This is a genomic window from Rahnella sp. R3(2024), assembly GCF_042920125.1.
Classification (GTDB): Bacteria; Pseudomonadota; Gammaproteobacteria; order Enterobacterales; family Enterobacteriaceae; genus Rahnella; species Rahnella rivi.
This window is the reverse complement of the sequence record NZ_JBHGBU010000001.1, coordinates 3,652,641-3,679,509: the sequence shown is the minus strand read 5'-3', so window position 1 is coordinate 3,679,509 and position 26,869 is coordinate 3,652,641. Positions and strand designations below refer to the sequence as shown.

Annotated in this window: 25 protein-coding genes and 1 tRNA gene; 18 read left to right on the top strand and 8 right to left on the bottom strand. The window is 56.5% G+C overall.

The features are described from left to right. Positions 1-10 precede the first annotated feature (10 nt). Positions 11-424: a hypothetical protein gene (locus ABSH60_RS16650; RefSeq protein ID WP_056778592.1), complete on the bottom strand. Its 414-nt coding sequence runs from the start codon at positions 422-424 to the stop codon at positions 11-13. A 227-nt stretch (positions 425-651) separates the two neighbouring features. Here ABSH60_RS16650 and ABSH60_RS16645 point away from each other — a divergent pair, with 227 nt between their 5' ends. Next, the gene (locus ABSH60_RS16645; RefSeq protein WP_056778590.1) at positions 652-900 is read left to right on the top strand and encodes a hypothetical protein; all 249 of its coding nucleotides are present in this window, start codon (positions 652-654) and stop codon (positions 898-900) included. 272 nt (positions 901-1,172) lie between these two features. Here the strand turns inward: ABSH60_RS16645 and ABSH60_RS16640 are convergent. Then, positions 1,173-1,248 (bottom strand) — tRNA-Lys (locus tag ABSH60_RS16640). A 370-nt stretch (positions 1,249-1,618) separates the two neighbouring features. On the opposite strand from ABSH60_RS16640, the gene cycA reads away from it, so the two are divergent. Continuing rightward, the gene (cycA, locus tag ABSH60_RS16635; RefSeq protein WP_390974872.1) at positions 1,619-3,013 is read left to right on the top strand and encodes a D-serine/D-alanine/glycine transporter; all 1,395 of its coding nucleotides are present in this window, start codon (positions 1,619-1,621) and stop codon (positions 3,011-3,013) included. A gap of 55 nt (positions 3,014-3,068) precedes the next feature. Here cycA and ABSH60_RS16630 read toward each other — a convergent pair whose 3' ends face one another. Both ABSH60_RS16630 and rutR read right to left on the bottom strand, forming a co-directional pair. Beyond that, positions 3,069-4,058, bottom strand: coding sequence for a metal-dependent hydrolase (locus ABSH60_RS16630; RefSeq protein ID WP_390974870.1), 990 nt, complete (start codon positions 4,056-4,058; stop codon positions 3,069-3,071). A 10-nt stretch (positions 4,059-4,068) separates the two neighbouring features. Further along, the gene (gene rutR / locus ABSH60_RS16625) at positions 4,069-4,758 is read right to left on the bottom strand and encodes an HTH-type transcriptional regulator RutR (protein ID WP_217204837.1); all 690 of its coding nucleotides are present in this window, start codon (positions 4,756-4,758) and stop codon (positions 4,069-4,071) included. A gap of 411 nt (positions 4,759-5,169) precedes the next feature. Here rutR and rutA point away from each other — a divergent pair, with 411 nt between their 5' ends. The 14 genes from rutA (at position 5,170) to ABSH60_RS16555 (ending at position 19,278) form a co-directional block, all read left to right on the top strand. Next, the gene (gene rutA, locus ABSH60_RS16620; RefSeq protein WP_056778579.1) at positions 5,170-6,261 is read left to right on the top strand and encodes a pyrimidine utilization protein A; all 1,092 of its coding nucleotides are present in this window, start codon (positions 5,170-5,172) and stop codon (positions 6,259-6,261) included. After that, positions 6,258-7,010 (top strand): pyrimidine utilization protein B, encoded by a 753-nt coding sequence (rutB, locus tag ABSH60_RS16615; RefSeq protein ID WP_181955514.1) that lies wholly within the window; start codon positions 6,258-6,260, stop codon positions 7,008-7,010. Before rutA ends, rutB begins: the two co-directional genes overlap by 4 nt. 26 nt (positions 7,011-7,036) lie before the next feature. Next, a complete protein-coding gene (gene rutC / locus ABSH60_RS16610; protein WP_056778574.1) occupies positions 7,037-7,423 on the top strand; it encodes a pyrimidine utilization protein C in 387 nt (128 codons plus the stop codon). Positions 7,424-7,455: 32 nt separating this feature from the next. After that, positions 7,456-8,295, top strand: a complete 840-nt coding sequence (gene rutD, locus ABSH60_RS16605) for a pyrimidine utilization protein D (RefSeq protein ID WP_390974866.1) — start codon at positions 7,456-7,458, stop codon at positions 8,293-8,295. After that, on the top strand, positions 8,280-8,870 hold the full coding sequence (locus tag ABSH60_RS16600; RefSeq protein WP_390974864.1) for a malonic semialdehyde reductase: 591 nt from the start codon (positions 8,280-8,282) through the stop codon (positions 8,868-8,870). Before rutD ends, ABSH60_RS16600 begins: the two co-directional genes overlap by 16 nt. Positions 8,871-8,899: 29 nt before the next feature. Then, complete coding sequence (rutF, locus tag ABSH60_RS16595) at positions 8,900-9,508, top strand: NADH-dependent FMN reductase RutF (protein ID WP_390974862.1); 609 nt, start codon at positions 8,900-8,902, stop codon at positions 9,506-9,508. Between the two features lie 25 nt (positions 9,509-9,533). Further along, positions 9,534-10,883, top strand: a complete 1,350-nt coding sequence (gene rutG, locus ABSH60_RS16590) for a pyrimidine utilization transport protein G (RefSeq protein WP_122095773.1) — start codon at positions 9,534-9,536, stop codon at positions 10,881-10,883. Positions 10,884-11,131: 248 nt separating this feature from the next. Further along, complete coding sequence (locus tag ABSH60_RS16585; RefSeq protein WP_390974860.1) at positions 11,132-12,772, top strand: TIGR04028 family ABC transporter substrate-binding protein; 1,641 nt, start codon at positions 11,132-11,134, stop codon at positions 12,770-12,772. Positions 12,773-12,789: 17 nt separating this feature from the next. Further along, positions 12,790-13,749 (top strand): ABC transporter permease subunit, encoded by a 960-nt coding sequence (locus ABSH60_RS16580; protein WP_390974858.1) that lies wholly within the window; start codon positions 12,790-12,792, stop codon positions 13,747-13,749. Then, positions 13,746-14,609 (top strand): ABC transporter permease, encoded by an 864-nt coding sequence (locus ABSH60_RS16575; protein ID WP_056778557.1) that lies wholly within the window; start codon positions 13,746-13,748, stop codon positions 14,607-14,609. The genes ABSH60_RS16580 and ABSH60_RS16575 overlap by 4 nt, the downstream gene beginning before the upstream one ends. Further along, entirely contained in the window at positions 14,606-16,225 is a 1,620-nt protein-coding gene (locus ABSH60_RS16570) for a dipeptide ABC transporter ATP-binding protein (protein ID WP_390974856.1), read from the top strand. Before ABSH60_RS16575 ends, ABSH60_RS16570 begins: the two co-directional genes overlap by 4 nt. A 32-nt stretch (positions 16,226-16,257) precedes the next feature. After that, complete coding sequence (locus ABSH60_RS16565; RefSeq protein ID WP_390974854.1) at positions 16,258-17,319, top strand: putative FMN-dependent luciferase-like monooxygenase; 1,062 nt, start codon at positions 16,258-16,260, stop codon at positions 17,317-17,319. Next, positions 17,316-18,425 carry an alkylhydroperoxidase domain protein gene (locus tag ABSH60_RS16560; RefSeq protein WP_390974852.1) on the top strand — a complete coding sequence of 370 codons (1,110 nt, stop codon included), beginning with the start codon at positions 17,316-17,318 and terminating at the stop codon, positions 18,423-18,425. Before ABSH60_RS16565 ends, ABSH60_RS16560 begins: the two co-directional genes overlap by 4 nt. Then, a complete protein-coding gene (locus tag ABSH60_RS16555) occupies positions 18,418-19,278 on the top strand; it encodes a VOC family protein (protein WP_390974850.1) in 861 nt (286 codons plus the stop codon). The genes ABSH60_RS16560 and ABSH60_RS16555 overlap by 8 nt, the downstream gene beginning before the upstream one ends. Before the next feature lie 828 nt (positions 19,279-20,106). Here the strand turns inward: ABSH60_RS16555 and fruA are convergent. Genes fruA through fruB form a run of 3 tightly spaced genes read right to left on the bottom strand, consistent with a single transcriptional unit; the run spans position 20,107 to position 23,888 of the window. Next, a complete protein-coding gene (fruA, locus tag ABSH60_RS16550; protein WP_056778542.1) occupies positions 20,107-21,810 on the bottom strand; it encodes a PTS fructose transporter subunit IIBC in 1,704 nt (567 codons plus the stop codon). 15 nt (positions 21,811-21,825) lie between these two features. Beyond that, positions 21,826-22,761, bottom strand: coding sequence for a 1-phosphofructokinase (fruK, locus tag ABSH60_RS16545; protein ID WP_056778537.1), 936 nt, complete (start codon positions 22,759-22,761; stop codon positions 21,826-21,828). Beyond that, a complete protein-coding gene (gene fruB / locus ABSH60_RS16540) occupies positions 22,758-23,888 on the bottom strand; it encodes a fused PTS fructose transporter subunit IIA/HPr protein (RefSeq protein ID WP_056778532.1) in 1,131 nt (376 codons plus the stop codon). Before fruB ends, fruK begins: the two co-directional genes overlap by 4 nt. A 474-nt stretch (positions 23,889-24,362) precedes the next feature. Here fruB and ABSH60_RS16535 point away from each other — a divergent pair, with 474 nt between their 5' ends. Continuing rightward, complete coding sequence (locus ABSH60_RS16535) at positions 24,363-25,577, top strand: sugar efflux transporter (RefSeq protein ID WP_183846339.1); 1,215 nt, start codon at positions 24,363-24,365, stop codon at positions 25,575-25,577. A 9-nt stretch (positions 25,578-25,586) separates the two neighbouring features. On the opposite strand, the gene ABSH60_RS16530 is transcribed toward ABSH60_RS16535, so the two are convergent. Further along, a complete protein-coding gene (locus ABSH60_RS16530) occupies positions 25,587-25,841 on the bottom strand; it encodes a YkgJ family cysteine cluster protein (protein WP_056778527.1) in 255 nt (84 codons plus the stop codon). 245 nt (positions 25,842-26,086) lie between these two features. Between ABSH60_RS16530 and yeiP the strand changes: the two genes are divergently transcribed. Beyond that, on the top strand, positions 26,087-26,659 hold the full coding sequence (gene yeiP, locus ABSH60_RS16525; RefSeq protein ID WP_056778524.1) for an elongation factor P-like protein YeiP: 573 nt from the start codon (positions 26,087-26,089) through the stop codon (positions 26,657-26,659). Positions 26,660-26,869: the final 210 nt, after the last annotated feature.

Genomic DNA, 26,869 nt, shown 5'->3' with positions numbered 1-26,869 from the left:
TGCTGAGCGGTTACTGGCCGCTTTTAAGACGAATATTGTAGGTGCCAAAAATGCTGCGGTCAGTTTCAAGATCAACGCTCTGCCCCTTCGCATCCACTGTGATGGCGCCGGTGGTTTTGGTCAGCGCGCAGGCAAGACGGACTTCAACCTTGCGCATACCATTCGGCACATTCAGGTCCACGAACTGATTGAAATGCAGAGAAGCCACGGTCTGACCATCGAGAATCACAATCAGCGGGCAGGTTTTTTCAAACGGGATCATTGACCACTGATCGATGCGATGCAATCTGATGTGCGTTTGCCCTTCCGGTGCCTTGGTGCTGGCATTGGCGAAAGAGGATTTGACCTGAAGGGTCGGTTCATAAGGATTGCTTGCGCACCCGGCTAAGAGTAAAGCAGCCAAGGCCACCAGTGTTTTTTTCATCGTTATCTCCCTGAGTTTATGCACGAATGATAGCAGCGTGCGCGGCGCGGGCAACAAAAACCGGTGGGAGTTCGGCAGGCAGGAATGAGAAGCCCGAAAACCGGGACAAATCTGTGATGTTCGTACGAAAATCAGCCACCCGAATTGCTAATCACCATCCACTCGTATTTGATACTCTAATTAAGAGTTATCCGACCCGACGTTCACTTCAGATTCAGGAATCACCTATGTACAGCTACACACTTATCGCACCCGCCGGGATCGTAAAGACGTATGAAGACGAGTTCCGCGAAAAAGGCATTGAGCTGCTGGTGGCCAAACAAAACCGTTCAGAAATGGTGGTTTTCCGCAGCAGCAAGTTTACTGAAGAACGTGCTTTTATCACTCACGTTCACCTGCTGATTTTCAGCCTGTGCATGCGGGTACAAAAACAACTTAAAAATGGTAATAAGCCTAATACGACAATTATGTATTAATTTTTTCTATCCGAAAGAGAATGTTCCGGCCTCAGACATTGAGGCCTGACGCACCGCTCCCTGTTATTTCCCCCTCTGTATTTCGCGTCAACACGACAAATAATCTTATTCCACGATTTACAATTAACGCTCGCGCTCAGCGCTTATTTATACGCGATAAAGGCGGCATGATTTTTTTCAGGCATTGCCTGCTGAAAGGGTCAAGAAAAAGGCAGAGAGAGATAAAAATTTAAGATCGGAGGGGAAATCTATCACGTTGATTTACTGAATGTTGGTGGGTCGTGCTGGGTTCGAACCAGCGACCAATTGATTAAGAGTCAACGGCTCTACCAACTGAGCTAACGACCCAACGGGACGGATTATTCGCCTCTTGAGCGGTGATGTCAAACGCTTATCCTTACTTTCTTTGCCGTTATTCTCGCGTAAATTTGTGAAGCCCATCACACCTAAAAGCGTTATTATTCCCCCGCAGTCACGCTCATCTGATTATTTAACACGCGGTTATCCTCGATGTAAAAATTACGATACATTTCTTCGATTGGCATTTTTCATGCCCGTTATAATAAATGCGCGCTTAACATTACTATTACATCGTCAGCCCGTCGCTGTCGTTCCAGTGCCGGTCAAATTAACAACGGTTTAAAACATAATTTGTTGAAATAAAGGCGATATGGCGGAGTTCATACGCAAAAAGCAAAAAAACAGGAATCAATACAACATGCAAGAAGAGTCAAAAATCCTCGCTAAGCCGGAGGAAGAGAACGCGGAAGGTCTGCGTCGCAATCTCTCCAACCGGCATATTCAGCTGATTGCCATCGGTGGCGCCATTGGTACGGGTCTGTTTATGGGCTCCGGAAAAACCATCAGCCTGGCTGGTCCGTCTATCATCTTCGTCTACATGATCATCGGCTTTATGCTGTTTTTCGTGATGCGCGCGATGGGCGAACTGCTGCTGTCCAACCTCGAATACAAATCCTTCAGCGATTTTGCCGCCGATCTGCTTGGCCCATGGGCCGGGTATTTCACCGGCTGGACCTACTGGTTCTGCTGGGTGGTGACCGGCATTGCGGACGTGGTGGCGATCACCGCCTACGCACAATTCTGGTTCCCCGGACTTTCCCAGTGGATAGCCTCGCTGTTATGCGTTTTGCTGTTACTCAGCCTGAATCTCGCTACCGTAAAAATGTTTGGCGAGATGGAGTTCTGGTTCGCGATGATCAAAATCGTCGCCATTGTCGGGCTGATTATCGCCGGGCTGGTGATGGTACTGACCCACTTCCAGACGCCCGCGGGCACCGTCGCCTCTTTCAGCAATCTGTGGAATGACGGCGGCTTCTTCCCGAAAGGCATCAGCGGCTTCTTCGCCGGTTTCCAGATAGCCGTGTTCGCGTTTGTTGGTATCGAACTGGTCGGGACTACTGCTGCCGAAACCAAAGATCCGCAGAAATCGCTGCCACGCGCCATCAACGCCATCCCGCTGCGCATCATCATGTTCTACGTGTTCTCGCTGATCATGATTATGTCTGTCACGCCGTGGAGCCACGTGGTTGCCGATAAAAGTCCGTTTGTTGAACTGTTCGTGCTGGCCGGTCTTCCGGCGGCGGCGAGCATCATCAACTTTGTGGTGCTGACGTCGGCGGCGTCGTCCGCTAACAGCGGCGTGTTCTCCACCAGCCGCATGTTGTTCGGCCTGGCACAGGAAGGCAATGCGCCGAAGGCGTTTGGCAAACTGTCATCGCGCGCGGTGCCGTCAAACGGCCTGACCTTCTCCTGTATCTGCCTGCTTGGCGGTGTGGTGCTGATTTATCTGATCCCAAACGTGATGACCGTCTTTACGCTGGTGACCACCGTTTCGGCGATTCTGTTTATGTTCGTCTGGACCATCATCCTCTGCTCTTATCTGGTCTACCGCCGTAAACGTCCGCAACTGCACGAAGCGTCAATCTACAAAATGCCGCTGGGTAAAGTGATGTGCTGGGTCTGTATGGCGTTCTTCGCCTGCGTGCTGGTGCTGCTGACCCTGCAGGATGACACCCGTCAGGCGCTGATCGTCACGCCATTGTGGTTTGTCATTTTGGGTATCGGATATTGGTTGCGCTGCCGGAAAGCCTGAACAATGTCCTGATGTAACAAAGGAGCCTTTTGGCTCCTTTGTTTTTTAGTGCGGATCACTCAACGTCCAGCGCCTGCCTGAACTGTTGCCACATTTTTGTGGCCGAGGGTCTGGCTGAGGCCACTTTCACCGGCAGCTCAGGTGCTGCACCGGCTTTCATGTCACCGAGATCGAACACAAAGCTGTAATCCGGCTCCTGGCCCATGCGTAAGTCGCTGACCAGAATATGCCCGCCCTGCTCTTTTACGCTGAAGAACCCGTGGCTGAACCAGGCGACGCGGGCCATAAATGCATTATCTTTATGCGCTTCATACAAGGCTTCACCGCGTGGATAAAAGCGGAAACGGATCGGCGAATCCGGGTGCAGCAGCGAGGTAAAGCCTTCGCCATAACTGTCTTTATTCATCACCACAACCCGCCACACCAGCGTATTGAGCGGTGTGGGCGTCACCAGTACCTGCGTGCTTTCAATGTTCTGACGTTGCAGTTCCTCGCCCACGTGGCGCGTCACCTGATGCTGCTCGACCACGGTACAGGCCAGATATAAACAACTGACGCCCAGCAGTACGTTATTCCACATGATCCCGCGCTGCTGCTCGCGATACAGCGCCAGCCCGACGCCGATGATCAACGGCAGCGTATAGAGCGGGTCGATGATAAAAATACTGCCGACCGCAAAAGGATAATTCGTGAACGGCAGGCCGAGCTGAGTACCGTACACAGTCATCAGATCCAGCAGCGGATGGGTGATCAATGCCAGCCAGACCGCGCCCCACCAGTGCCTGAAATGCTGCCCGGCGCTGAACAGTTTTGCCATCAGCCAGGCCAGCAGCGGCGAAATCAGCGTCAGATAAAACAGCGCATGGCTTTCCGTGCGGTGCATTGTCATATTGCTGATGGCGTCACCGTGATCGTAAAACACATCGAGATCGGGCAAAGTGCCGCACACCGCGCCTGCCAGCGCCGCTTTCCACACGGGCGTGCGTTTGCCCATCACCGCGATACCGACCGCCGCGCCCAATACTAATTGTGATACCGAATCCATCCTGACCTCTTTAAGCCCGAAGCTGTATGCCTTCGGTAATAATGCGCTGCACGTTACTCACGGTCTGCTCGAAAAAGTCAGGATCGTTGAGCGTTTTGCCGGTAATGGCTTCCACCTGCACCCCGAAATCAGCGTAATGCTGCGTGGTTGCCCACAGAATAAATATCAGCTGCATCGGGTCAACCGGCGCGATCAATTCGGCTTTTATCCAGCCGCGGATCACGTCTGATTTATCTTCCACCAGCGTTTTCAGGCTGCCGCCCAGTTCCTGTTTCAGCAGCGGCGCACCCTGCACCATCTCCAGACAAAACAACTTTGACGCCTGCGGGTGATCGCGCGAAACGCACAGCTTAAGGCGGATATATTCCCGGATGGCTTCCAGCGGATGCTGATCCGACTGCAAGGCTTTCAGCGGCGCCAGCCAGATATCCAGCAACCCTTTCAGCACCGCGATATACAAATCTTCTTTCGACGGGAAGTAATAGAGCAGATTGGTTTTGGATACGTCCGCGCGCTCTGCCACCTGATCCAGACTGGTGCCATGAATACCGTACAACGAAAAAAATTCCAGCGCGGCGGCCATGATATTGCCCCGTTTGGCGGCGACGGCACGCGAGCGGCGGGTGGGGGCTTTCGCCGCGGCTTTACGGGGTTTACTTTCCCCGACTGCAGACAGCGGATGTTCATCCATTGGCTTCACAATGTCTCCCTGAGACAAACGGCAAGGCAGAAATCATAACAAATGGGGATACCAGCGACTATCGCTATGCGTCGGGATGATAAAAGCAACAAGCCATCTAATACCAGATAACCACAAAGGGTTATAAATTTAACAAATTTGCACCATTTCCGCACATTCCTGCCTGATTTATGTGCAGTTTGTTTTGACCAAATGGTCTGAAACAGACCATTTGCTCCACCTGCCTGTCAGGATCCTTTTTAACCCACTGAAAATAATAACAATTAAAAAACTGGCATCCCCTTTGCAACAGTTCTCCCGTCAGGAGATTTCAGCACGGTGCAATTCGGAACCCGCAGGACGCACTCAAGCCGCGCAGAGATTTTCGCAAGCCCTTGTTTTGGTACTTATTATTTTCAATCGAGGTGAGCTATGAAAATCGGTGTCTTTATTCCTATCGGCAACAACGGCTGGTTAATTTCAGAAACTGCGCCGCAGTACAAACCAACCTTCGAACTGAACAAAACCATCGTGCAGAAAGCGGAGCACTACCATTTTGATTTCGCGCTTTCGATGATCAAACTGCGCGGCTTCGGCGGTAAAACCGAATTCTGGGAACACAACATGGAGTCGTTCACGCTGATGGCCGGTCTTGCCGCCGTGACGTCGCGCATTCAGCTTTACGCCACTGCCGCCACGCTGGTGATGCCACCGGCGATCGTCGCGCGCATGGCCGCCACCATTGATTCCATCTCCAATGGCCGTTTCGGTGTGAACGTCGTCACCGGCTGGCAGAAACCGGAATACGAGCAAATGGGCATGTGGCCGGGCGATGACTATTTCACCCGCCGCTATGACTACCTGACCGAATACGTCAGCGTGCTGCGCGACCTGTGGGGCACCGGCCACTGCACGCTGGACGGCGAATTCTTCAAAATGGACGACTGCCGCGTCAGCCCGCGTCCGCAGAGCGAAATGAAAGTCATCTGCGCCGGACAAAGCGATGCCGGTATGGCCTTCTCCGCCAAACATGCCGATTTCAACTTCTGCTTCGGCAAAGGCGTCAATACCCCGACCGCCTTTGCGCCGACCGCCGCGCGCATGAAAACGGCGGCCGAAACCGAAAACCGCGATGTCTCCTCTTACGTGCTGTTTATGGTGATTGCCGACGAAACCGACGCCGCCGCCCGCGCCAAATGGGAGTTGTACAAATCCGGTGCCGACGCGGATGCCCTGGCGTGGCTCACCGACCAGAGCAGCAAAGACACCAAATCCGGAGCCGATACCAACGTTCGCCAGATGGCTGACCCGACTTCGGCGGTCAACATCAACATGGGCACGCTGGTCGGTTCTTACGCCAGCGTCGCCAGAATGCTCGACGAAATCGACACCGTCCCCGGCGCCGGTGGCGTGCTGCTGACCTTTGACGATTTCGTGGAAGGCATTGAAAACTTTGGCCGTTATATTCAGCCATTAATGAAAACCCGCCAGCACATCGGCATCGGGCATAAAGAGGTCGCATGATGAACGTTGTTGAGAATCAAACCGTGGTCCGCCGCGAACCCCAAAATACCGGCGAGGAAACGATCCTCACAGCACGTCCTGAAGCCATTGCATTCACGCCGCAGCAAACGGCGCTGATTGTGGTGGATATGCAAAACGCCTACGCCTCACAGGGCGGTTATCTGGATCTGGCCGGTTTTGACGTCTCCGCCACCGCGCCGGTGATTGCCAATATCAAAGTGGCGATTGCTGCCGCCCGCGCCGCCGGGATCAAAGTGATTTTCTTCCAGAACGGCTGGGACAATCAGTACGTCGAAGCCGGAGGCGCCGGTTCGCCGAACTTCCACAAATCCAATGCGCTGAAAACCATGCGCAAGCGGCCTGAACTGATGGGCAAACTGCTGGCGAAAGGCGACTGGGATTATGACCTTGTGGATGAACTGCAGCCGCAGCCGGGCGACATTGTGCTGCCTAAACCGCGTTACAGCGGCTTCTTTAATACCCAGCTCGACAGCCTGCTGCGCAGTTACGGCATCCATCATCTGGTGTTCACCGGCATTGCCACCAACGTGTGCGTCGAATCCACCCTGCGCGACGGGTTCTTCCTCGAATATTTCGGCGTGGTGCTGGAAGACGCGACCCATCAGGCAGGCCCGGAATTCGCCCAGAAAGCAGCGATTTATAACATTGAAACCTTCTTTGGCTGGGTGTCCAGCGTACGCAATTTCTGCGACGCGGTGGGCTATAAAACTGAACAAAACGCGGCCTGACCGCTTTCTGAAAAGGATGAGTAAACATGCCTAAAAGCGCCATTATTCCGGCTGGCAGCGGCGTTCCGCTGGCACCTTTTGTTCCGGGCACCCTCGCCGATGGCGTGGTGTACGTTTCCGGTACATTGCCGTTTGATAAAGACAATAACGTGGTGCATATCGGCGACGCTGCCGCGCAAACCCGTCATGTGCTGGAGATCATCAAAAGCGTGATCGAAACCGCGGGCGGCACGATGGATGACGTCACCATGAATTCGATTTTCATCACCGATTGGGCGAACTACGGCGCAGTGAATCAGGTTTACGCCGAATACTTTCCGGGCGAAAAACCGGCGCGGTTCTGCATTCAGTGCGGGCTGGTAAAACCGGATGCGCTGATCGAAATCGCCTCGATTGCCCATATCGGCAAATAATCCGCCACGTCCTGAAACCCTGAGGAAACAGCATGTATTACAAGGTATTAGGTAAGAAAGAGGCGAATGCAGAAACCGTCGTGCTCTCCTCGGGGCTGGGCGGTTCCGGCGGCTTCTGGCAGCCGCAACTGGCGATGCTGGCAGAGCATTTTCGCGTGGTGGTGTACGACCAGCACGGCACCGGCGTCAGTCAGGGCGCGGTGCCCGCCGGTTACCGGATGGAAGACATGGCCGACGAACTGGCGGGCATGCTCAATGAACTGGACATCAGCCGCTGCCATTTAGTCGGGCACGCGCTCGGCGGCATTATCGGCCTGCATCTTGCCCTGCGTTATCCGGCGCTGTTGCAAAGCTTGGTGGTGATTAACGGCTGGACCAGGCTCGACAGCCAGACCCGCCGCTGCTTTGAAGTGCGGCAGAATTTGCTGCTCAACAGCGGGGTCGATGCCTACGTGCAGGCGCAGCCGCTGTTTCTGTATCCGGGCGACTGGCTTTCTGAAAATGAAGCCTTACTGCAGGAAGAGCGCCAGCATCAGGTGGCGCATTTTCAGGGAATGGAAAACCTGCTGCACCGCCTGCAGGCGCTGATGGCTTCCGACCTGACGGAATCGCTCGGGCAGGTGATCGCCCCGACGCTGGCGTTCAGCTGTAAAGATGATTTGCTGGTGCCGTGGCCGCAATCTGCCGATCTCGCCTCCCGCCTGCCTCACGGCGAACACATCCACATGCTCTACGGCGGCCACGCAATGAGCGTGACCGACCCGGAAACCTTTAACCCGATTTTACTGGACTGGCTGAGGCGGCATTCATCGCAAAACCCTGCCACGCCGTCCGGCCACCTGCCCACGGAGACATCATGGCCGAAGCATTAACCGCCAGCGCACTGGCAACGTTATTCACCGAAGCCCGCACCCACAACGGCTGGCTGGATCAACCCGTCACCGGCGAACAGCTGAAAACGCTGTATGAACTGGCACGCATGGGGCCGACCTCGGCCAACTGCAGCCCGGTGCGCATCGTATTTATTCAGAGTCAGGAAGCCAAAGCGAAACTGGCTCCGGCGCTTTCCAGCGGTAATCTGAAAAAAACCATGAGTGCGCCAGTGACGGCGATCATTGCCTGGGATCCGGCGTTCTACGAACTGCTGCCTGAACTGTACCCGTCCGGCGATGCCCGTTCGTGGTTCACCTCCAGCCCGCAACTGGCGCACGACACCGCATTTCGCAACAGCAGTTTGCAGGCCGCGTATCTGATCATGGCCTGTCGCTCGCTCGGGCTGGACACCGGCGCGATGTCCGGTTTTGACAACGCGAAGGTCGATGAAACCTTTCTGGCGCAGGAAGGCTGGAAATCCAATTTCCTGATCAACATCGGTTACGGCGACAGCAGCAAAGTGTATCCGCGCGCGCCGCGCCTTGATTTCGACCGCGCCTGTCGCGTGCTGTAAGCACACTGATTCATTCTGAGGAGCAGACCATGCCATCAACCCTGAACGCCACATTGTCAGCAACCGATATGCCTGTTGCTGAAAAAATCGCTGTCGTTGATAAAAACGCCGCCGTTGAAAAGAAAGCCGTCGTTGAAAAGCAAGCCGCCGTTGATAAAAAAGAGTATCGCGATGCGATGGCGCGCCTCGGCTCCGCCGTCAACATTATCACCACCGACGGCCCCGGCGGGCGGGCGGGCTTTACCGCCTCCGCCGTGTGCAGCGTTACCGATACGCCGCCGACATTGCTGGTGTGCCTGAACCGCTCGGCGTCGGTGCACGCGGCATTCACCCAGAATCAGGTGCTGTGCGTCAACACGCTGGCAGACTGCCATGAGTCGCTCTCCAATTTATTCGGCGGCAAAACGCCGATGGAGCAACGCTTTGACGCCGCCGAATGGGCGCGTCTCGCCACCGGCTCCCCGATCCTCACAGATGCGCTGGTGTCGTTTGACTGCAAGGTCACGCAAATTACCAGCGTCGGCACTCACGACATTTTGTTTTGTGAAGCCGTTGCATTACGACGTAACGACGACAGCCACGGACTGGTGTATTTCGACCGGCGCTATCACCCGCTGATGCGTCAGACAGCCTGTTAACTCAACCTGATTAGGGACTTACAGCATGGCAAATACCTCCTGGTTTCCACAATGGCGTAAAAGAGAAGGTAATCTGGATGGCGCGGTGATCGCGCCGGATGAAAGGCTGCCGTTTGGATCGACGGTGATCATGGGGCTGCAACATACGGTGGCGATGTTTGGTGCCACCGTTTTAATGCCATTGCTGATGGGTTTTGACGCCAATATGGCGATTTTGATGTCGGGCATCGGCACCCTGTTGTTCTTCCTTGTTGTTGGCGGGCGTGTGCCCAGTTATCTCGGTTCCAGCGCCGCGTTTGTCGGGCTGGTGATTGCGGTGACCGGCTACAGCGGCCACGGCGCGAACCCGAATATCGGCGTGGCGCTGGGCGGGATTATTGCCTGCGGCGTAGTCTATACGCTGATCGGCTTTGTGGTGATGGCGGTCGGCACGCGCTGGATCGAACGCCTGATGCCGCCAGTGGTGACCGGTGCGGTGGTGATGGCGATTGGCCTCAATCTGGCGCCGATTGCCATTAACAGCGTGTCGGCATCGTCTTTTGACAGCTGGATGGCGGTGATGACCATACTCTGTATCGGCTCGGTGGCGGTCTTCACCCGGGGTCTGGTGCAGCGCCTGTTGCTGTTACTCGGGCTGGTAGCGGCGTACCTGATTTATATGGTGATCACCAACGGCCTCGGGCTGGGTGCGCCGGTGGATTTCAGCGCCGTGGCGCAGGCGCCGTGGTTTGGTTTACCGACGATCACCACGCCGGTGTTCAGCTCACACGCCATGCTGATGATTGCGCCGGTGGCGGTCATTCTGGTCGCCGAAAACCTCGGCCACATTAAAGCGGTGGCGGGCATGACCGGCAAAAACCTCGACCCGTACATGGGCCGCGCGTTCGTCGGCGACGGTCTGGCAACCTTACTTTCAGCGTCTGCTGGCGGTACCGGTGTGACCACTTACGCTGAAAACATCGGCGTGATGGCGGTGACCAAAATCTACTCCACGCTGATTTTTGTCGCGGCGGCCATCGTTGCCATTGTGTTGGGCTTCTCGCCCAAATTTGGTGCACTGATCCACACCATTCCGGGGCCGGTGCTCGGTGGCGCGTCAATTGTGGTGTTTGGATTAATCGCTGTGGCCGGTGCCCGCATCTGGGTACAAAACCAGGTGGATCTGGGGCTTAACGGCAATCTGATCATGGTCGCGGTCACGCTGGTACTGGGCGCAGGCAACTTTACCCTGAGCCTCGGCGGCTTCAGCATGGGCGGCATTGGCACGGCGACCTTCGGCGCGATTTTGCTTAATGCCTTCCTGAGCCGCAGCCAGCAGGTCAAAACGCAGCCGGAAATAAAAACTGGCACAGAAGCTGCATTAAAAGATCACTGACGACCTCAGTTTCTCCTTAGCTCATCATTTTTGATGATCGCCAGCGGTTAGCCGGTCCACCCGTCCGGATTAGCCGCTGGTTTTTTTCTTTCTGCCTCCCGTCCGTTTCCCCAAATGCCGTTTCCAGCTAACCATTGCTAAATTCCTTCGTTCACCTGCCCTTTAAATTGGTTTGTTATGGGTCCAGCACTTTCGTTCTATGCGAACGGAAAAGTGATTCATCTGCTAATAAGAAAAAGGGTTTAACTATGCAAAATATTCGCCGGGCAAACGCGATCACCCGCGCACTGGCTTTAGGGGCACTTCTCACCAGCACGTTTTCCGCCATCGCCGCTGACGGCACACCGGTTCAGGGCGGCACGCTGATTTATCTTGAGCAGCAGGCGCACACCAACCTTTATCCGCCCGCAGGCGGCTTCTACCCGAACGGCGGCATCCTTAATCAGATCACCGACAAACTGACCTACCAGAATCCGAAAACGCTGGAGATTGAACCCTGGATCGCCCAATCCTGGTCCTTCAACGCCGATAAAACCGAATACACCTTCAAGCTGCGTCCGGGTGTAACCTTCTCCGACGGCACGCCGCTCGATGCCAGCGCGGTGGCTAAAAACTTTGATACCTACGGTCTGGGCAACAAAGAGCACCATCTGCCGGTGTCCGAAGTCATCAACAACTACGACCACAGCGAAGTGATTGATCCGCTGACGGTGAAGTTCTATTTCAAAAAGTCCTCGCCGGGCTTCCTGCAGGGCACGGCGACGATTGGCTCCGGGCTGGTGTCGCTGAGCACGCTGGAACGCAATTTTGATGCGCTGGGCGATGCCACGCACATCATCGGTTCCGGTCCGTTCGTGGTCAGCAAAGAAACGCTTGGGCGAGAAGTCGATCTGACCGCGCGTAAAGATTACAACTGGGGGCCGAAAAACCTCAAACAGCAGGGCCGCGCCAATCTCGACGGCATCAAAGTGATCGTCACCGGCGAAGACAGCGTGCGTATCGGCGCGCTGCTGGCGGGTCAGGCGGATTTCATCCGTCAGGTTCAGGCCTATGACGAGAAACAGGCCAAAGACCAGAACTTCCCGATTTATGCCGCGCCAACCAAAGGCGTCAACGACAGTATTTCGTTCCGCCCCGATAACGCGCTGGTGTCTGATCTGAAAGTGCGTCAGGCGCTGCTACACGCCACCAACAGCAAACAGGTGGTCGATACGCTGTTCTCGCCAAACTACCCGCAGGCCACCTCGGTGATTGCCAAAACCGCGGCCGGTTATGTTGATCTGAGCAACAAACTGACTTACGACCCGACGCTTTCCAAAAAGCTGCTCGATGAAGCGGGCTGGAAACCGGGCCCGAACGGTATCCGCCAGAAAGACGGCAAAACGCTGTCGCTGACTATCTATGAATCACTGCCACAACCGCAGAACAAAGAGGTGTTGCAGCTGGTGTCCCAGCAATGGAGCCAGGTCGGCGCGAAGCTCAATATTCTGGCGGGCGACGCGGGCAGCCGCGTGGCGGATAACCTCGATCCGGAGAAAACCCCGGCTAACGTGGTGGAAGTGGGACGCGCCGATCCTGACGTCATCAAAAGCTCTTTCTACCCGACTAACCGTGATGCGCTGCTGCAAAAAGGCGGCCTGAGCAGCAAAGTGAAAAGCTTCCGCGACGACAAACTTAACGACCTGCTGACGGCCATTTCTGCCGAAGTGGATCCGAAAAAACGTCTGGCACTGACCGGCGACGTGCAGAACTACCTGCTCGATCAGGCGTATGTCATTCCGATTTTCGAAGAGCCGCAGGTGTTTGCCGGTGCGCCCTATTTCAAAGGCGTGAGCTTTGAAGCGGTCGGGCGTCCGAGCTTCTACGGCGCGTGGCTGGAAAAGCATTAACTGACGGGGAGTAAATCATGTGCCGATACGTGAGCGGTCGATTCGGGCAGGCGTTGCTGGTGCTGTGGGCGGCGTTTACCGTCTCCTTCATCCTGTTGCAGGTGCTGCCCGGCGACGCGATTCTGATTAAATTTCAGAATCCGGACATGGGATTAAGCCCGGCGCAAATCGCCGATATGCGTGCCGCGTACGGCGCAGATGTGCCGTTGCTGCAACAATATCTGCATACGTTGGGCAATTTTCTGCGCGGGGATCTGGGCTATTCGATTCAGGCTGGCGTACCGGTGACTGAATTACTCAGCAGCAACTTCCCGCCGACGCTGCGTCTGGCGCTGATCGGTTTCGCACTGGCCGCCGTGGTGGCCTTTGCGCTGGCGTTTCTCTCCAGCCTGCTGCATTTCGGCTGGCTGAAAAATGCCTTACAGGCGCTGCCGTCGCTGTTTATCTCCATTCCAACCTTCTGGCTGGGCATCGCGCTGATTCAGTTCTTTTCGTTCCATCTGCGCTGGATCCCGGTGATTAATCCGGGTGAATGGGTCGGGCTGATTTTGCCGATTATTACGCTGGCGGTACCGATCTCCGCGCCGCTGGCGCAGATCCTTATCCGCAGCATTGATCAGGTACAAACCCAGCCGTTCGTCGCCGTCGCCCGCGCCAAAGGGGCCAGCCGCAGCGGCGTGTTGTGGCGTCATGTGGCGCGCAACGCCCTGCTTCCGGCGCTGACCATTGCCGGTTTGCTGTTTGGCGAACTGATTGCCGGTGCGCTTATCACCGAAACGGTGTTCGGGCTTAACGGCCTCGGGCAACTGACGCAGCAGGCGGTGAATAATCAGGATGTCGCGGTGCTTCAGGCGATTGTGGTGATTTCCGCCGCCGCGTTCGTCGGCATCAATTTAGTGGTCGATTTGCTGTATCCGCTTCTCGACCCGCGCCTTAAAGCGTCTGCGTCTAAAAACTCACGGGGAGCCACCGCATGAGCAGCTTACCGCTTGGCAAAAGCACGCTTTCATTACCGCTCACACAGCGCCGCCGCTGGAAACCCGCCCGCCTGCAACCGGGATTGATCCTCGCGTGGCTGGTGATGGCGACCGTGATTTTATGGGCGATCGCCCCCGGTTTATTCACCAGCTACAGCGGCACCGAAGGGATTGCCGGTGCACAGCGTCTGGCTCCGCAGGCCGGACACTGGCTGGGCACGGATCAGCTTGGCCGCGATGTGTACGCGCGCATTGTCTACGGCGCGTCGCATTCGCTTTCCGGCGCGCTGGTCGCCGTGGCGCTCGGGCTGGTGTTCGGCACCGCGCTCGGGCTGGCGGCAGGCGCGACCGGCGGTCTGGTGGACGCCATCGTTATGCGCATCAATGACGTGTTGCTGTCAATTCCCGGCCTGCTGCTGTCGCTGAGCGTGATTATTTTGCTTGGCTTCGGCACGGTGCATGCAGCGATCGCCGTCGGTGTCACGTCGGTCGCCAACTTCGCCCGCCTGGCACGCGCCGAAGTGGTGCTGGTGCGTCACAGTGATTACGTTGAAGCGGCGTACGGCAGCGGCGGTTCCTTCTTTTCCATTTTGTGGCGGCACATTTTGCCCAACTCGCTGACCTCGGTGATCGCCTTTTCCGCATTGCAGTTCGGCAGCGCCATTCTCGCCATTTCCACCCTGAGTTTCCTCGGTTACGGCACGCCACCGCCGACGCCGGAATGGGGTTTGCTGATTGCCGAAGGCCGTAACTACATCTCCACAGCCTGGTGGTTAACCACCTTCCCCGGCGTGGTGGTGGTGTTAGTGGTGCTTTCCGCCAACCGCATCAGCCAGTCATTACGCAGGAGAACGCGATGAACGCACAGGCCACTTTTACGCATGACGCTCCGCCGGTTCTCGAACTGGACAATCTTTCCATCGCCTATGACGGCAAACCAGTGGTACACAACGTGTCGTTTTCGATTCACGCCGGTGAAGTGCTGGCGCTGGTCGGTGAATCCGGCTCGGGGAAAACCACGACCGCGCAGGCGATTATCGGCCTGCTGGCGGAAAACGGTCATATCGAACAGGGCGAAATTCGCCTCAATGGCACCGACATCAGCCAGTGGTCGCAGCGCCGTCTCGACGCCCTGCGCGGTGCGCGCATCAGCCTGATACCGCAGGATCCGACCAGCTCGCTGGATCCGGTGAAAACCATCGGTTCGCAGGTGGCTGAAATTCTCGATATCCATCAGCGACTGCCGCGTGCGCAGCGCGACGCCCGCGTGGTGGAACTGCTTTCCCGCGTCGGCCTTTCGCATCCGGAACAGCGGGCGAAGCAGTATCCGCACGAACTTTCCGGCGGCATGAAACAGCGCGTCTTGATCGCCATTGCGATTGCGCTGAAACCGGCGCTGATCATCGCCGACGAACCCACCAGCGCGCTGGACGTCACGGTGCAAAAACGCATTCTGGATCTGATCGACGAACTGCGCCGCGAGTTCGGCACCGCCGTTCTGCTGGTGACGCACGATCTGGCGATTGCCGCCGAACGCGCCGACCGGCTGCTGGTGTTCCGTCACGGCAAAGTACAGGAACAGGGCATCACCGCCGAAGTGCTGAGCGCGCCAAAAAGTGATTACACCCGCCAGCTGTTCGCCGACGTCCCTGCCCTTTCAGGCCGTCACCGCGCGCAGATCCGTGCGGCTGAAGATCCGGTGCTGGTGGTGGAAAATATCACTCATGATTTCACGCTGGGCGGCAAACATCAGGCGGCGTTCCGCGCTGTCGATCACGTGTCATTCAGCATTCCGCGCGGCACCACGCATTCGCTGGTGGGTGAATCCGGCTCCGGTAAAACCACGCTGGCGCGCATTCTGCTCGGTTTTCAGAAACCGGACAGCGGACGCGTGCTGATCGACGGCGAAGACATCACGCGCCTGAAAGGTGAACCGCTGCGCCAGCTGCGCAGGAAAATCCAGCTGGTGTATCAGAACCCGTTCGCCTCGCTGGATCCGTCGCAAACGTTGTTCAGCGTGATTGAAGAACCGCTGCTGAATTTCGAAAAAATCCCGGCTGCCGTGCGCCGTGAACGGGTGCTGGATATCGCCCGCCGCGTGGCGCTGCCGGAGGAATTGCTCAGCCGCAAACCGCGTGAGCTTTCCGGCGGCCAGCGCCAGCGGGTGGCCATTGCGCGCGCGTTAATTTTAGAGCCGAAAGTGCTGATCCTCGATGAAGCCACGTCGGCGCTCGACGTCACCGTGCAGGCGCAAATCCTGACGTTGCTTTCGCAGTTACAGGATTCCCTCGGCCTGACCTATTTGTTTATCTCGCACGATCTGGCGACCGTCCGGCAAATCTCGCACAGCGTCTCGGTGTTAAACCGCGGACAGCAGGTGGATTCCGGCAACGTTGAGGACGTTTTCGCCCTGCCTTCCAGCGATTACACCCGCCAGCTGATCGACGCAATCCCGGGCCGCCACCGCGCCGCCTGATTCAGCACATGAAAAAAGAAAAGAGGGACATTATGAGCAGTAAACGTCTTGGATTTTTCACCCGCCTGCTGGACAACACCAGCGCGCAGGAACGTTACCGGCTGGCGACCGAACAAATCATTCACGCCGAGCAGTTAGGTTTTGATTCCGCGTGGGTCGCGCAGCACCATTTTCACGAGGCGGAAGGCGGCCTGCCTGCGCCGCTGGTTTTCCTCGCGCAGGTGGCGGCACATACCCGCTTTATCCGTCTTGGCACCGGCGTGATCACCCTGCCCATGGAAAATGCCCTGCGCGTCGCCGAAGACACTGCCGTGCTGGATTTACTTTCCGGCGGACGGCTTGAAATCGGTTTAGGCTCGGGCGGCACGCCGACGTCATTCCCGCCGTTCGGGCTGGAAAGTCAGGATCGCGGCACAGCCTTTGGCAACAATCTGCAAACCCTGCTCACCGCCTGGCGAGGCGAACCGCTGGCGGGCACCGATAACCGGTTATACCCGGCGGCACCGCAGCTGGCGAACCGCGTCTGGCAGGCAACGTTCTCCGTTGACGGCGGCGCGCGTGCGGGTAAATCCGGCGATGGCCTGATGCTTTCGCGCACCCAGCCACGCCCGGCGGATGCGCCGGATTTGCGCCTCGACGAGCTGCAAAACCCGATTATTGATGCCTATCTCGATGCCCTGCCGGAAGGCGTTGCGCCACGCATCATGGGCTCGCGTACCGCGTTCGTCACCGAAAACGGCGATGAGGCCCGTGAGCTGGCGCAAAAAGGCTTACGCCGTCAGGCCGAAAATCACCGTGCCAGCGGACAGATTGTGCAGGGCGATACGCTCGACGATTACATCCGCACCTTCGACGTGCATCTCGGCACAGCGGCGCAGGTGACCGCGACGTTGCAGGCCGATACCGCACTGGCCCGCGTCACCGATCTGGCGTTTCAGGTGCACTCCATCGATCCGCCGCATCCGTATATTTTACGTTCCATCGAACTGATTGCCCGTCACGTTGCGCCCGCGCTCGGCTGGGTTCGCCGCACGCCGCAGCGCAGTGTTTCCACCTCTTCCGCCAATACTTCATTTTCACGGGAAACCTTATGACATCCTATTCGACCGACCTGCTGGGAAAACTGGCTGACATCGCCCCTGATTCTGCGCTGAAACAGGCCCGCGACACCCGCGACGCCGCCACCCGTCACGCGCAGGGCAGCTATGACGCGCTGTTTACTGAACAGGATGGCGTGGATTTTTCGCTGGCTGAGCGCCTGCGTTTAGCGCAAAACGTCGCCCGCTGGCACGGTGATTCACAGCTGACCAATCACTATTCCGAACGCTTGCAGGATTTGCCGGACATCGACGAAACCGCCCGTCTCGACGCTGCGCTGACGCACGGTGAAAGACTGAGTTTCAAACCCGCCAGCGCCACGCCTGCACATTTGCAGACGCTGAAAAAAGCCGGCTGGTCAGTGGATGCGATTGTCACGCTGTCGCAGCTGATCGCTTTCGTCAGTTTCCAGAGCCGCGTGCTGCGCAGCTACCGGCTGATTGGCGGCAAACCGGTGGAGAACGGCAGCAGTAAACCGGTCGGTGCTGCGTTCTGGCGTACCGAACCCAATACCCACAGCGGCCGTGATGCGCCGCAGGCGTTTACCCAGGAAGAACTCGGCTGGGAACCGTGGATCCCGGCGAAAAAACTGGAAGATTTTGATGAAGCGCAGCAGGCGATCCTGGCGAAATTCGGCCATACCGATTCCGATTATTTCCGCCTGTTAGGCCGCAATTTGCCGGTTCTGGAACAGCGCACGCTGACCGACAAAGGCATTTTCTACACCTCCGGCGGCCTGCCGCGCAAAGAGCGCGAACTGGCCGCGACCGTTGCCAGCAAAATCAACGGCTGTATTTACTGCGCGTCGGTGCATGCGCGCAAAGCCAGCCAGCTTTCCAAACAGACGCAAGACGTCCAGCGCCTGATCGACACCCCGCCGGGCGGCATCCTCAGCAAAGAACAGTCTCCGCGCTGGCAGTCCGAAATTGATTTTGCTGCCGCGCTTTCCGCAACGCCACCGGTCGCTACAGAACAGCACATTGCGGCGCTGCGCGAACAGGGTTTAGATGAGCTGGAGATTGTCGATCTGGCGCAGTCCGCGGCCTTTTTCGCCTGGGCCAACCGTCTGATGTTAACGCTGGGAGAACCCTTCAATGACTGAAGCACAACGTTCACACCCTCTTCGCCCGCAGCTTGATCACGTGGTGATTAACGTTGCGGAGCAGCTGAATCAGTCCGAGCAGCAATTTCGCAGGCTGGGTTTTCACCTCACGCCGCGCGGCCATCACTCGCTCGGTTCCAGTAATCATCTGGCGATTTTTGGCGATAATTATCTCGAACTGCTGGGCTACGAGCCGGGTAATGCTCACACCCGCACCGACCTGTGGCAGGCACCGCTCGGGCTAAGTGGTCTGGTCTGGAAAACGCAGGATTCATCGGCGGTGTACCAACATCTGCAACAGCAAAATATTGCCGGTTCGCCACCGGCAGAATTCTTCCGTCCCGTTGCGCTCAACGACGGCACCTCGCCAAATGCGCGGTTCCGCACTGTGCCGCTGGCCGCCACCCGCGTGCCAAATGGCCGCAGTTTCTTCTGCCACCACCTGACGCCGGAACTGGTATGGCGCAATGAATGGCAAAACCACCCGAACGGCGTTGCTGATATCACCGGCTTTGTGATTTCTGCGGCAAATCCGCATGAGGCCGCGCAGGTCTATGGCGAGTTATTCGGTGCAAGCGCACTGGACGTCAGACCCAAAGAAGTGATCCTGCGCGCAGGCCGCGCCAGCGTACGGTTTGTCACGCCTGAGCAAGCCACCGCAGAATTTGGCATTGTGCCGGAAGGCGAAAATGGCAGCGCCCGCATGATCGGGCTGGAGTTTGCCACGCGCTCACTGGATGCGGTACGCAACAGTTTGCGCGTCGGGGAAATCGCGTTTGCTGATCATGCTTCGCAGATCACCGTGCGCGCAGCGGATGCATTAGGGGTGGGGATTCAATTCAGGGAAGAATAAGGTCAAGGGCTTGTCGCCTGAACTGGCGTTAAGGTCAAGGTCAAGGTCAAGGTCAAGGTCGTGGGCGTCGGCCCACACCGACTTGGGGGTGGCTTATCGCCGCCACCCCCAAGACCCCCAGGCTCTTTCACTGCGCGCTACCGCTCGCTGGCTATGTTTCAGCACCCTCCGCTATTGCCGCAAAATCCCGCTGCTGCGCAGTCCCCTCTCGTCGGGTTTCAACCCGCGCAAAAAAACGCGCGGTTTTCCACCACTCCTCCGGCGTGATTTTTGAGCGCGGCTGGGGGGTTTTTAGGTCGTCACCTCATCTTCTCAGATTGGTTTTTTTAGAGAGTTCGATGGCGCGCTCAAAAATCTGGCCGACCGGGGGTTCGAGACGCAGGGCTCGAATCCCGCGGGGAGGGAACCGCGCAGCGGCAAGATTTTGCGCCACATTCGGGACTATCAGATCATGTCCGTCGACCCAGCGGCAGCGCTGGTTTAAAAAAAGCGAGGAGAGTGCAGAGAGGAAAAGCACTTTCCTCTCTGCTCGGTTTCGGCGCGAAAAGCCAGGCGAGCACCGCTATTGAGAAACCGAAATGTTCACGGTTTTGAGTCAATTTTGAGCCCCACCGCGTGTGTATAAAAAGCGAGGAGAGTGCAGAGAGGAAAAGCATTTTCCTCTCTGCCCGGTTTCGGCGCGAAAAGCCAGGTGAGCACTGCAATTGAGAAACCGAAATGTTCACGATCCTGCTAACAGTTCAAGCCGCCCCATTGCCCGGCCAAGGCAATAAAAAAAGACGCGACATTTTCTCGTCGCGTCTTTTTCATTCACTACCCAATCTGATGTTATGCGGCGGTTTTAGCCGCTACAGCAACTTCTGAACGTTTCAGGATGGCGTAAGCACCGCCCGCCAGAACCGTACCGGCGATAATCGCCACCAGATAACCGAGAACCGGTGTGATAGCACCTGGGATCAGCAGAACGAACAGACCACCGTGTGGCGCCATCAGTTGTGCATGGAATGCCATCGACAGAGCACCGGTCAGTGCGCCACCAGCGATACAGCATGGCAGAACACGCATCGGGTCACGGGCGGCGAACGGAATCGCACCTTCAGAAATAAAGCACAGACCCAACACCAGCGCCGCTTTACCGCCTTCACGCTCGCTTTGCTCAAACTTATGACGCGCCAGCAGCGTTGCCAGACCCATCGCCAGCGGTGGCACCATACCGGCAGCCATGATGGCGGCCATAGGTGCATAAACGGATGAACTCAGCAGTGCTACGCCGAAGGCGTAAGCGGCTTTGTTGACCGGGCCACCCATGTCGGTACACATCATCGCACCAAGGATTGCGCCGAGCAGAACTGCGTTGGCAGTACCCAAAGATTGCAACCACGCCGTCAGACCCGCCATGATTTTAGCCACCGGCGTACCGACAACGTAAATCATCACCAGACCGGTAATCAGACTCGCCACCAGCGGAATGATCAGGATTGGTTTCAGGGCTTCCATACTTTGCGGTAATTTCAGCTTGCCGCTGATGGCCTTCGCCACATAACCCGCCAGGAAACCGGCAATGATACCGCCAAGGAAACCGGCACCAGTGCTCACCGCCAGCATGCCGCCGATAAGACCCGGTGTCAGACCCGGACGGTCAGCGATGGAGAAGGCAATGAAACCGGCCAGAACCGGCACCATCAGCGCGAAGGCTGAAGCGCCACCGATTTGCATCAGTGCTGCCGCGAGCGTGCCTTTTACTTCAAACGCTTTAATACCAAACACGAAGGAAAGCGCGATACACAAACCACCCGCAACCACCATTGGCAGCATGTAAGACACGCCGGTCAGCAGGTGACGGTATGGGCCTGCGCCGCCCGCTTCTTTCTTCTTGCTGGTGGACGCACTGCCCTGAGTGGCTGGCTGGAACAGCTCAGCTTCAACCAGCGCTTTGTCCAGTTCCTGCTTCGTCTTTTTCAGTGCCAGACCGGTAGAGGTACGGTACATCGGTTTGCCAGCAAACTTCGCCAGATCCACTTCGATGTCTGCCGCGACAATCACCAGATCGGCCGCTGCCACTTCTTCCGGGGTAATCGCATTGCCTGCGCCCACGGAACCGCGGGTTTCCACTTTCACCCACCAGCCACGTTTTTTGGCTTCGGATTCAATGGCTTCAGCAGCCATAAAGGTATGCGCTACGCCGGTCGGGCACGCCGTGATCGCCACGATACGTTTCGGACCCGCCGCAGCCGGTGCAGAAACGGCGGCAACGGCAGCAGGCGCCACATACGGTTTTGCCTCAGCCAGTGCGCGTTGCACAAAAGCATCAGGCTCACGCACCGCATCCGCCACGTTGCCGGTGTAAATGTTTTTGCCGGTCAGCGCCGCGTCGTTCGGCACGGTTTCACCGGCCACGATCACGATGTCAGCTTCAGCAGCCTGTTCAACCAACGAGTGCCCGGCTTTTGCGACGGCAGCAGCGAGCAAATTTTTCGCCAGGTGGCTCCGGGCCTGTCCCAGCGAACTGTCTATCATCAGCAGCGTTTTCATTCTGCCTCCTGCGAATTAAAAGGGTTTCAGATCAACACGGGCCATCATCGCCGCGAGCTGCGGACGATCGGTGACACCGACATTACTCTGGCTGACAGCCAGGGCGGCAACGGCAGTGGCCAGTCGTAGCGTATGTTCACTGGATTCACGCATCAGTAAGCCGTAGATCAGGCCACCGACCATGGAATCACCGGCACCGACGGTGCTGACGACTTCACAGGCTGGCGGTTTGGCAATCCACGCACCCGACGCGTTAACCCACAAGGCACCTTCTGCACCCAGAGAAATCACCACATGGGCGATACCCTGGTCACGTAAGGCGTGCGCGGCTTCTACCACGTCACTCAGTTCTGGCAATTTACGGCCAGCCCAAATTTCCAGTTCACGACGGTTTGGCTTAACCAGCCATGGCGCAGCTTTAAGACCGGCGACCAGCGCTTCACGGCTGCTGTCGAAGATGATGCAAGGGCACTGGGCGCGCAGGCGCTTCATCCAGTCGGTGAAAGCATCAGGATCGACGCCCGCTGGCAAACTTCCGCTGACGGCAACCATGTCGAACTGACCCAGCCAGGAGAGGGAGTCGGTCACGAAACGTTCCCAGTCTGCCGGCGTCACGTTAAAACCAGAGAAGTTGAAGTCGCTGACTTCGCCATCTTTTTCGGTCAGTTTAACGTTGATGCGGGTCCGGCCATTGACCACCTGGAAACGGTTCGCAATACCCAGATCGCTGAACAGCAACTGGAAGCCGTCCTGATTTTCTTTGCCGAGGAAACCACCAACGGTGACGTCGATGCCCAGATCTTTCAGCACTTTCGCTACGTTGATGCCTTTACCTGCGGCATGCAGACCGGTGGTTTGCACCAGATTGACTTCACCGCGTTCGATTTCAGGCACATAGCCCACTAAATCGTACGCCGGGTTTAAGGTAATTGTGGCGACTCTGCGGCTCATGCGCCCTCCCCAAGACCTTCAGAAATAGCTTCACCAATGGTTTTCAGTGCCAGTTCGGCATCTTCACCGCTGGCGGTAAAGCGCAGGTGGTGACCTTTTTTCACGCCCAGCGCCACGACTTTCATCAGGCTGCGGCCGTTGGCAGGTTTACCGCTGCCATCAAGGTTGGTCACGGTGATTTCGCTGGTAAATTGCTTGATCACGTTGACTAAGGCGGTACCCGGACGTGCATGCAGGCCGTGTTCGTTACGGATAACGTATTCCGCACTCAGCACGTTGGCTTCTTCTGCCACTTCGCTGGTCAGCAATGCCAGCACGCCTACCGCGTCTGCCGTCAGCAGACGTTCAGCTTTGTTGGCTATCAGCAGATCGCTCAGGTAATTCAGCAGGTTCAGCGGCTGATCGTCGGCGACGGAAATGGTCAGCAACATCGCCACCTTTTCACCGTCCAGATCAAATGCCTGCTGAGCGCGGCTGAGGGTAGCAGCACTTTTCAGGTTGCCTTCCGTGCTGTCACTCAGCCAGATGCCCTGACCCAGGTTCAGCGGTTTACGGCTGATGACGTCGCTGACAAAGGCAGTATCGACCGCGCCAATCTGTTGCAGACGGCCAGCGTTCAGCGCCTGCAGGGTGATCAGGTTTTCAGCAGCAACATCCACTGCGATCAGTTGGGTATCAAACAGGAATTCAGCGGCATTCTTTTCGCCCATCAGCAGGCTGCGCAGTTCTTCAGCTGAATCTGTTTTCGCCATGCGTTCAGCCACGCTGTCGTCGCTTAATACGTGCGTAAGCTGACGCAGCAGGCTGAGGTGTTCATCAGAACGCGCCGCGATGCCGATAACGATGTAGGCAGTCTGGTCTTCACCCCAGGAAATACCCTGCGGGAACTGATAGACCTGAACACCGGTATCAAGCACTAAATCACGGGTATCCGTGGTGCCATGAGGGATCGCAATACCATTACCGAGGTAAGTGGAGGTTTGCAGTTCACGGGCTAACATGCCGTCGACATAACCTTCGCTGACGCGACCGGCCTGTGTCAGTGCTGCGGCGACCTGGCGAATGGCGTCCTGCTTATCGCTGGCTGCGGCACCGAGGTGAATATCTTGCTGTGACAGTTGGAACATAATTCTCCTCTCCTGCTGAAATTGAATCGTTTCAGCTTTACTGAGAAAAAAGGAGCGCCACCAGATTACGTTGTCGAAATCGGTAACGCTGAAACGTTTCAGGAAGTCTTAATCGGGCTCGTTTTTAAAGCAAGCATTCCCTGATTCTACGTGATGATTTTTTGATGCCACGCACAGTTTCCTTTATTCAGAACGCCTGGCGCGAATAACTTAACGCAAATGCTGAAGTCAGGCTGACGCGTTTTTCGTCAGACGAAAAGACCCAAAGCTGAAGCGAGCTGACCGGTATTTGATCATGACATTCCAGACCCTCTTGCGGTTATTTTTAACACAAAATGCGGTTTTATTATTCAGTATGGCAAATTCACTCAGGTTTACATTTTTGATGATCAAAACCTGTTTTTGTTTTTTTTAAACTGACGTAACATTCGCGCAAATTTCGTCCCTCCCCCTACTTCTGGTTCAGTTATACACATGCGAATTTCTACAGCATCAGCCCGCCGTTTGCCTGACATGACCTCGACCGCATTCCTGATCATTGCCTTTCTGACAGGCATTGCCGGTGCGCTACAGACGCCCACGCTCAGCCTGTTTCTGACCTCTCAGGTGCACGTCAGCCCCTTTATGGTCGGGATCTTTTTTACCGGCAGCGCGGTGATCGGCATTTTTGTCAGCCAGCTGCTGGCCACCTGGTCGGATAAACGCGGCGATCGCAAAACGCTGATCCTCTATTGCTGCCTGCTGGGCGCACTGGCCTGTGTGCTTTTCGCCTTCAACCGTAACTACTTTATTCTGCTGTTTATCGGGGTATTGCTGTCGAGTTTTGGCTCCACCGCCAACCCGCAGATGTTCGCACTGGCGCGGGAACACGCGGAAAAAACAGGCCGCGAAGCCGTGATGTTCAGCTCCATCCTGCGCGCACAGGTTTCTCTGGCGTGGGTGGTTGGCCCGCCGCTGGCGTTTGCGTTGTCGATGGGCTTCGGTTTTACCTTCATGTACTGCGCTGCCACGCTGGCGTTTCTGGTGTGTGGCGCGATGGTGTATGTCTTTTTGCCTTCGATGCCAAAAGCGCGCGTGAAGACCTCCGCGACGCTGGAAGCCCCGCGGCGCAACCGCCGCGACACGCTGATGTTATTCATCGCCTGCTCGCTGATGTGGGCAGCCAACAGCATTTATCTGATCAATATGCCGCTGTATGTGGTGCGCGAATTAGGTTTGCCGGAAAAACTGGCGGGCGTGCTGATGGGCAGCGCCGCGTGTCTGGAAATCCCCACCATGCTGATTGCCGGTTATCTGGCAAGGCAGTTGGGTAAGCGTTTTCTGATGCGCCTCGCCGTGATCGCCGGCGTGATTTTCTACGGATGCCTGCTGTTTACTACCGGCGCCATGATGCTGATTGCTTTACAGCTGCTGAACGCGATTTTCATCGGCATTCTGGCCGGTATCGGCATGCTCTATTTTCAGGATTTGATGCCGGGTCAGGCCGGTGCGGCCACCACACTGTTTACGAATTCTACCCGTGCTGGCTGGATCCTCGCCGGGTCGCTTGCGGGTGTGATTGCGCAGTTCTGGACCTATCACGCCGTGTTTTACGCCGCGCTGGCAATGGTGGTGGGATCGGTGGTGTGTATCTGGAATGTGAAAAATGTGGATGATCCGGTCACGGAAACGGTGGCGGCGAAAAGCTGATATCACCGCTCAGGGCGCAGTATCCGCTTCAAGCTTTATCAGGTAGGTCAGGGCCTGGTCGCGATGGGTAAAACACATCTCGCGGCTGGCCTGCAAACTGGCGCAGACTTTCGGGCGCAGCGGCGACGTAAAAATGTTGCACAGGAAGTTATCCGCCAGATGAATGCAACGCGTGTTGGCGGGTTTGCCGTCCGGCATTCCGGGGATCGGGCTGGAAATTGAAGGCGCTATGCAACAGGCTCCGCAATCAGTACGACAGTCCATCAACAGCCTCCTCAGGCCTGGTTTTGAGGCGCGACAATAGCAGGCGCTTTCATGCGCCACCAGCGAAATATTTACTACTCTTTAACACTGTTGACCCAACAAGTTTGATACCGGCTGGCTGCCCCACAGAGATGCGCAATAATGCGGGTTTTCACGACTCTTTTTGCGCTATCTGCTTGCCTGAAATCAGCGGCGCGGGTAACGTGTCGCAAATTATTTCCCCTTTTATCTCGACAGGTATTTATATGGCACGTGCTAACGAAATTAAACGCGGCTTCGTTGTGAACTACGACGGCAAATTGCTGCTGGTAAAAGATATCGATGTTCAAAGCCCAAGCGCCCGTGGTGCCAGCACCCTGTACAAAATGCGTTTTTCTGACGTTCGTACCGGTGGCAAAGTGGAAGAGCGTTTCAAAGGCGATGACATTCTCGATACCGTCACCCTGACCCGCCGTAAAGTGAACTTCTCTTACGTCGATGGCGACGAATACATCTTTATGGATGATGAAGACTTCACGCCTTACACCTTCAACAAAGCGCAGATCGAAGAAGAACTGCTGTTTATCCCTGAAGAAGGTTTGCAGGGTATGCAGGTTCTGACCCTCGACAGCCAGCTGCTGGCGCTGGAAATGCCGCAAACCGTGGATTTGGAAATTGTAGAAACCGCGCCGGGTATTAAAGGGGCTTCCGCCAGCTCACGCACCAAACCTGCCGTGATGGCTACCGGCCTGAACATTCAGGTGCCGGAATACCTGAGCTCCGGCGACAAAATTCGCATTCATATTGCCGAACGTCGCTATATGGGCCGCGCGGATTAATCATCCCTGCACATTGCTCTTCAAAGGAACGCCACGGCGTTCCTTTTTTATTGCGCCAGACCTGGCTGAAACTTTGCGTTAAATGCTCCAGACTCTCGATCTACTTCACAAAACGAGAGGCCATCCGGACTTACCAATTCCCCTTTCTATCATATGACTTTACACTCAAAGCCCTGATTTCGGCTTAAATCGTCGCTTTATCCAGCATGA

Coding starts and splice junctions, on each gene's coding strand:
- ABSH60_RS16650 (WP_056778592.1), bottom strand. CDS start 424: ATGAAAAAAACACTGGTGGCCTTGGCTGCTTTACTCTTAGCCGGGTGC.
- ABSH60_RS16645 (WP_056778590.1), top strand. CDS start 652: ATGTACAGCTACACACTTATCGCACCCGCCGGGATCGTAAAGACGTAT.
- cycA (WP_390974872.1), top strand. CDS start 1,619: ATGCAAGAAGAGTCAAAAATCCTCGCTAAGCCGGAGGAAGAGAACGCG.
- ABSH60_RS16630 (WP_390974870.1), bottom strand. CDS start 4,058: ATGGATTCGGTATCACAATTAGTATTGGGCGCGGCGGTCGGTATCGCG.
- rutA (WP_056778579.1), top strand. CDS start 5,170: ATGAAAATCGGTGTCTTTATTCCTATCGGCAACAACGGCTGGTTAATT.
- rutB (WP_181955514.1), top strand. CDS start 6,258: ATGATGAACGTTGTTGAGAATCAAACCGTGGTCCGCCGCGAACCCCAA.
- rutC (WP_056778574.1), top strand. CDS start 7,037: ATGCCTAAAAGCGCCATTATTCCGGCTGGCAGCGGCGTTCCGCTGGCA.
- rutD (WP_390974866.1), top strand. CDS start 7,456: ATGTATTACAAGGTATTAGGTAAGAAAGAGGCGAATGCAGAAACCGTC.
- ABSH60_RS16600 (WP_390974864.1), top strand. CDS start 8,280: ATGGCCGAAGCATTAACCGCCAGCGCACTGGCAACGTTATTCACCGAA.
- rutF (WP_390974862.1), top strand. CDS start 8,900: ATGCCATCAACCCTGAACGCCACATTGTCAGCAACCGATATGCCTGTT.
- rutG (WP_122095773.1), top strand. CDS start 9,534: ATGGCAAATACCTCCTGGTTTCCACAATGGCGTAAAAGAGAAGGTAAT.
- ABSH60_RS16585 (WP_390974860.1), top strand. CDS start 11,132: ATGCAAAATATTCGCCGGGCAAACGCGATCACCCGCGCACTGGCTTTA.
- ABSH60_RS16580 (WP_390974858.1), top strand. CDS start 12,790: ATGTGCCGATACGTGAGCGGTCGATTCGGGCAGGCGTTGCTGGTGCTG.
- ABSH60_RS16575 (WP_056778557.1), top strand. CDS start 13,746: ATGAGCAGCTTACCGCTTGGCAAAAGCACGCTTTCATTACCGCTCACA.
- ABSH60_RS16570 (WP_390974856.1), top strand. CDS start 14,606: ATGAACGCACAGGCCACTTTTACGCATGACGCTCCGCCGGTTCTCGAA.
- ABSH60_RS16565 (WP_390974854.1), top strand. CDS start 16,258: ATGAGCAGTAAACGTCTTGGATTTTTCACCCGCCTGCTGGACAACACC.
- ABSH60_RS16560 (WP_390974852.1), top strand. CDS start 17,316: ATGACATCCTATTCGACCGACCTGCTGGGAAAACTGGCTGACATCGCC.
- ABSH60_RS16555 (WP_390974850.1), top strand. CDS start 18,418: ATGACTGAAGCACAACGTTCACACCCTCTTCGCCCGCAGCTTGATCAC.
- fruA (WP_056778542.1), bottom strand. CDS start 21,810: ATGAAAACGCTGCTGATGATAGACAGTTCGCTGGGACAGGCCCGGAGC.
- fruK (WP_056778537.1), bottom strand. CDS start 22,761: ATGAGCCGCAGAGTCGCCACAATTACCTTAAACCCGGCGTACGATTTA.
- fruB (WP_056778532.1), bottom strand. CDS start 23,888: ATGTTCCAACTGTCACAGCAAGATATTCACCTCGGTGCCGCAGCCAGC.
- ABSH60_RS16535 (WP_183846339.1), top strand. CDS start 24,363: ATGCGAATTTCTACAGCATCAGCCCGCCGTTTGCCTGACATGACCTCG.
- ABSH60_RS16530 (WP_056778527.1), bottom strand. CDS start 25,841: ATGGACTGTCGTACTGATTGCGGAGCCTGTTGCATAGCGCCTTCAATT.
- yeiP (WP_056778524.1), top strand. CDS start 26,087: ATGGCACGTGCTAACGAAATTAAACGCGGCTTCGTTGTGAACTACGAC.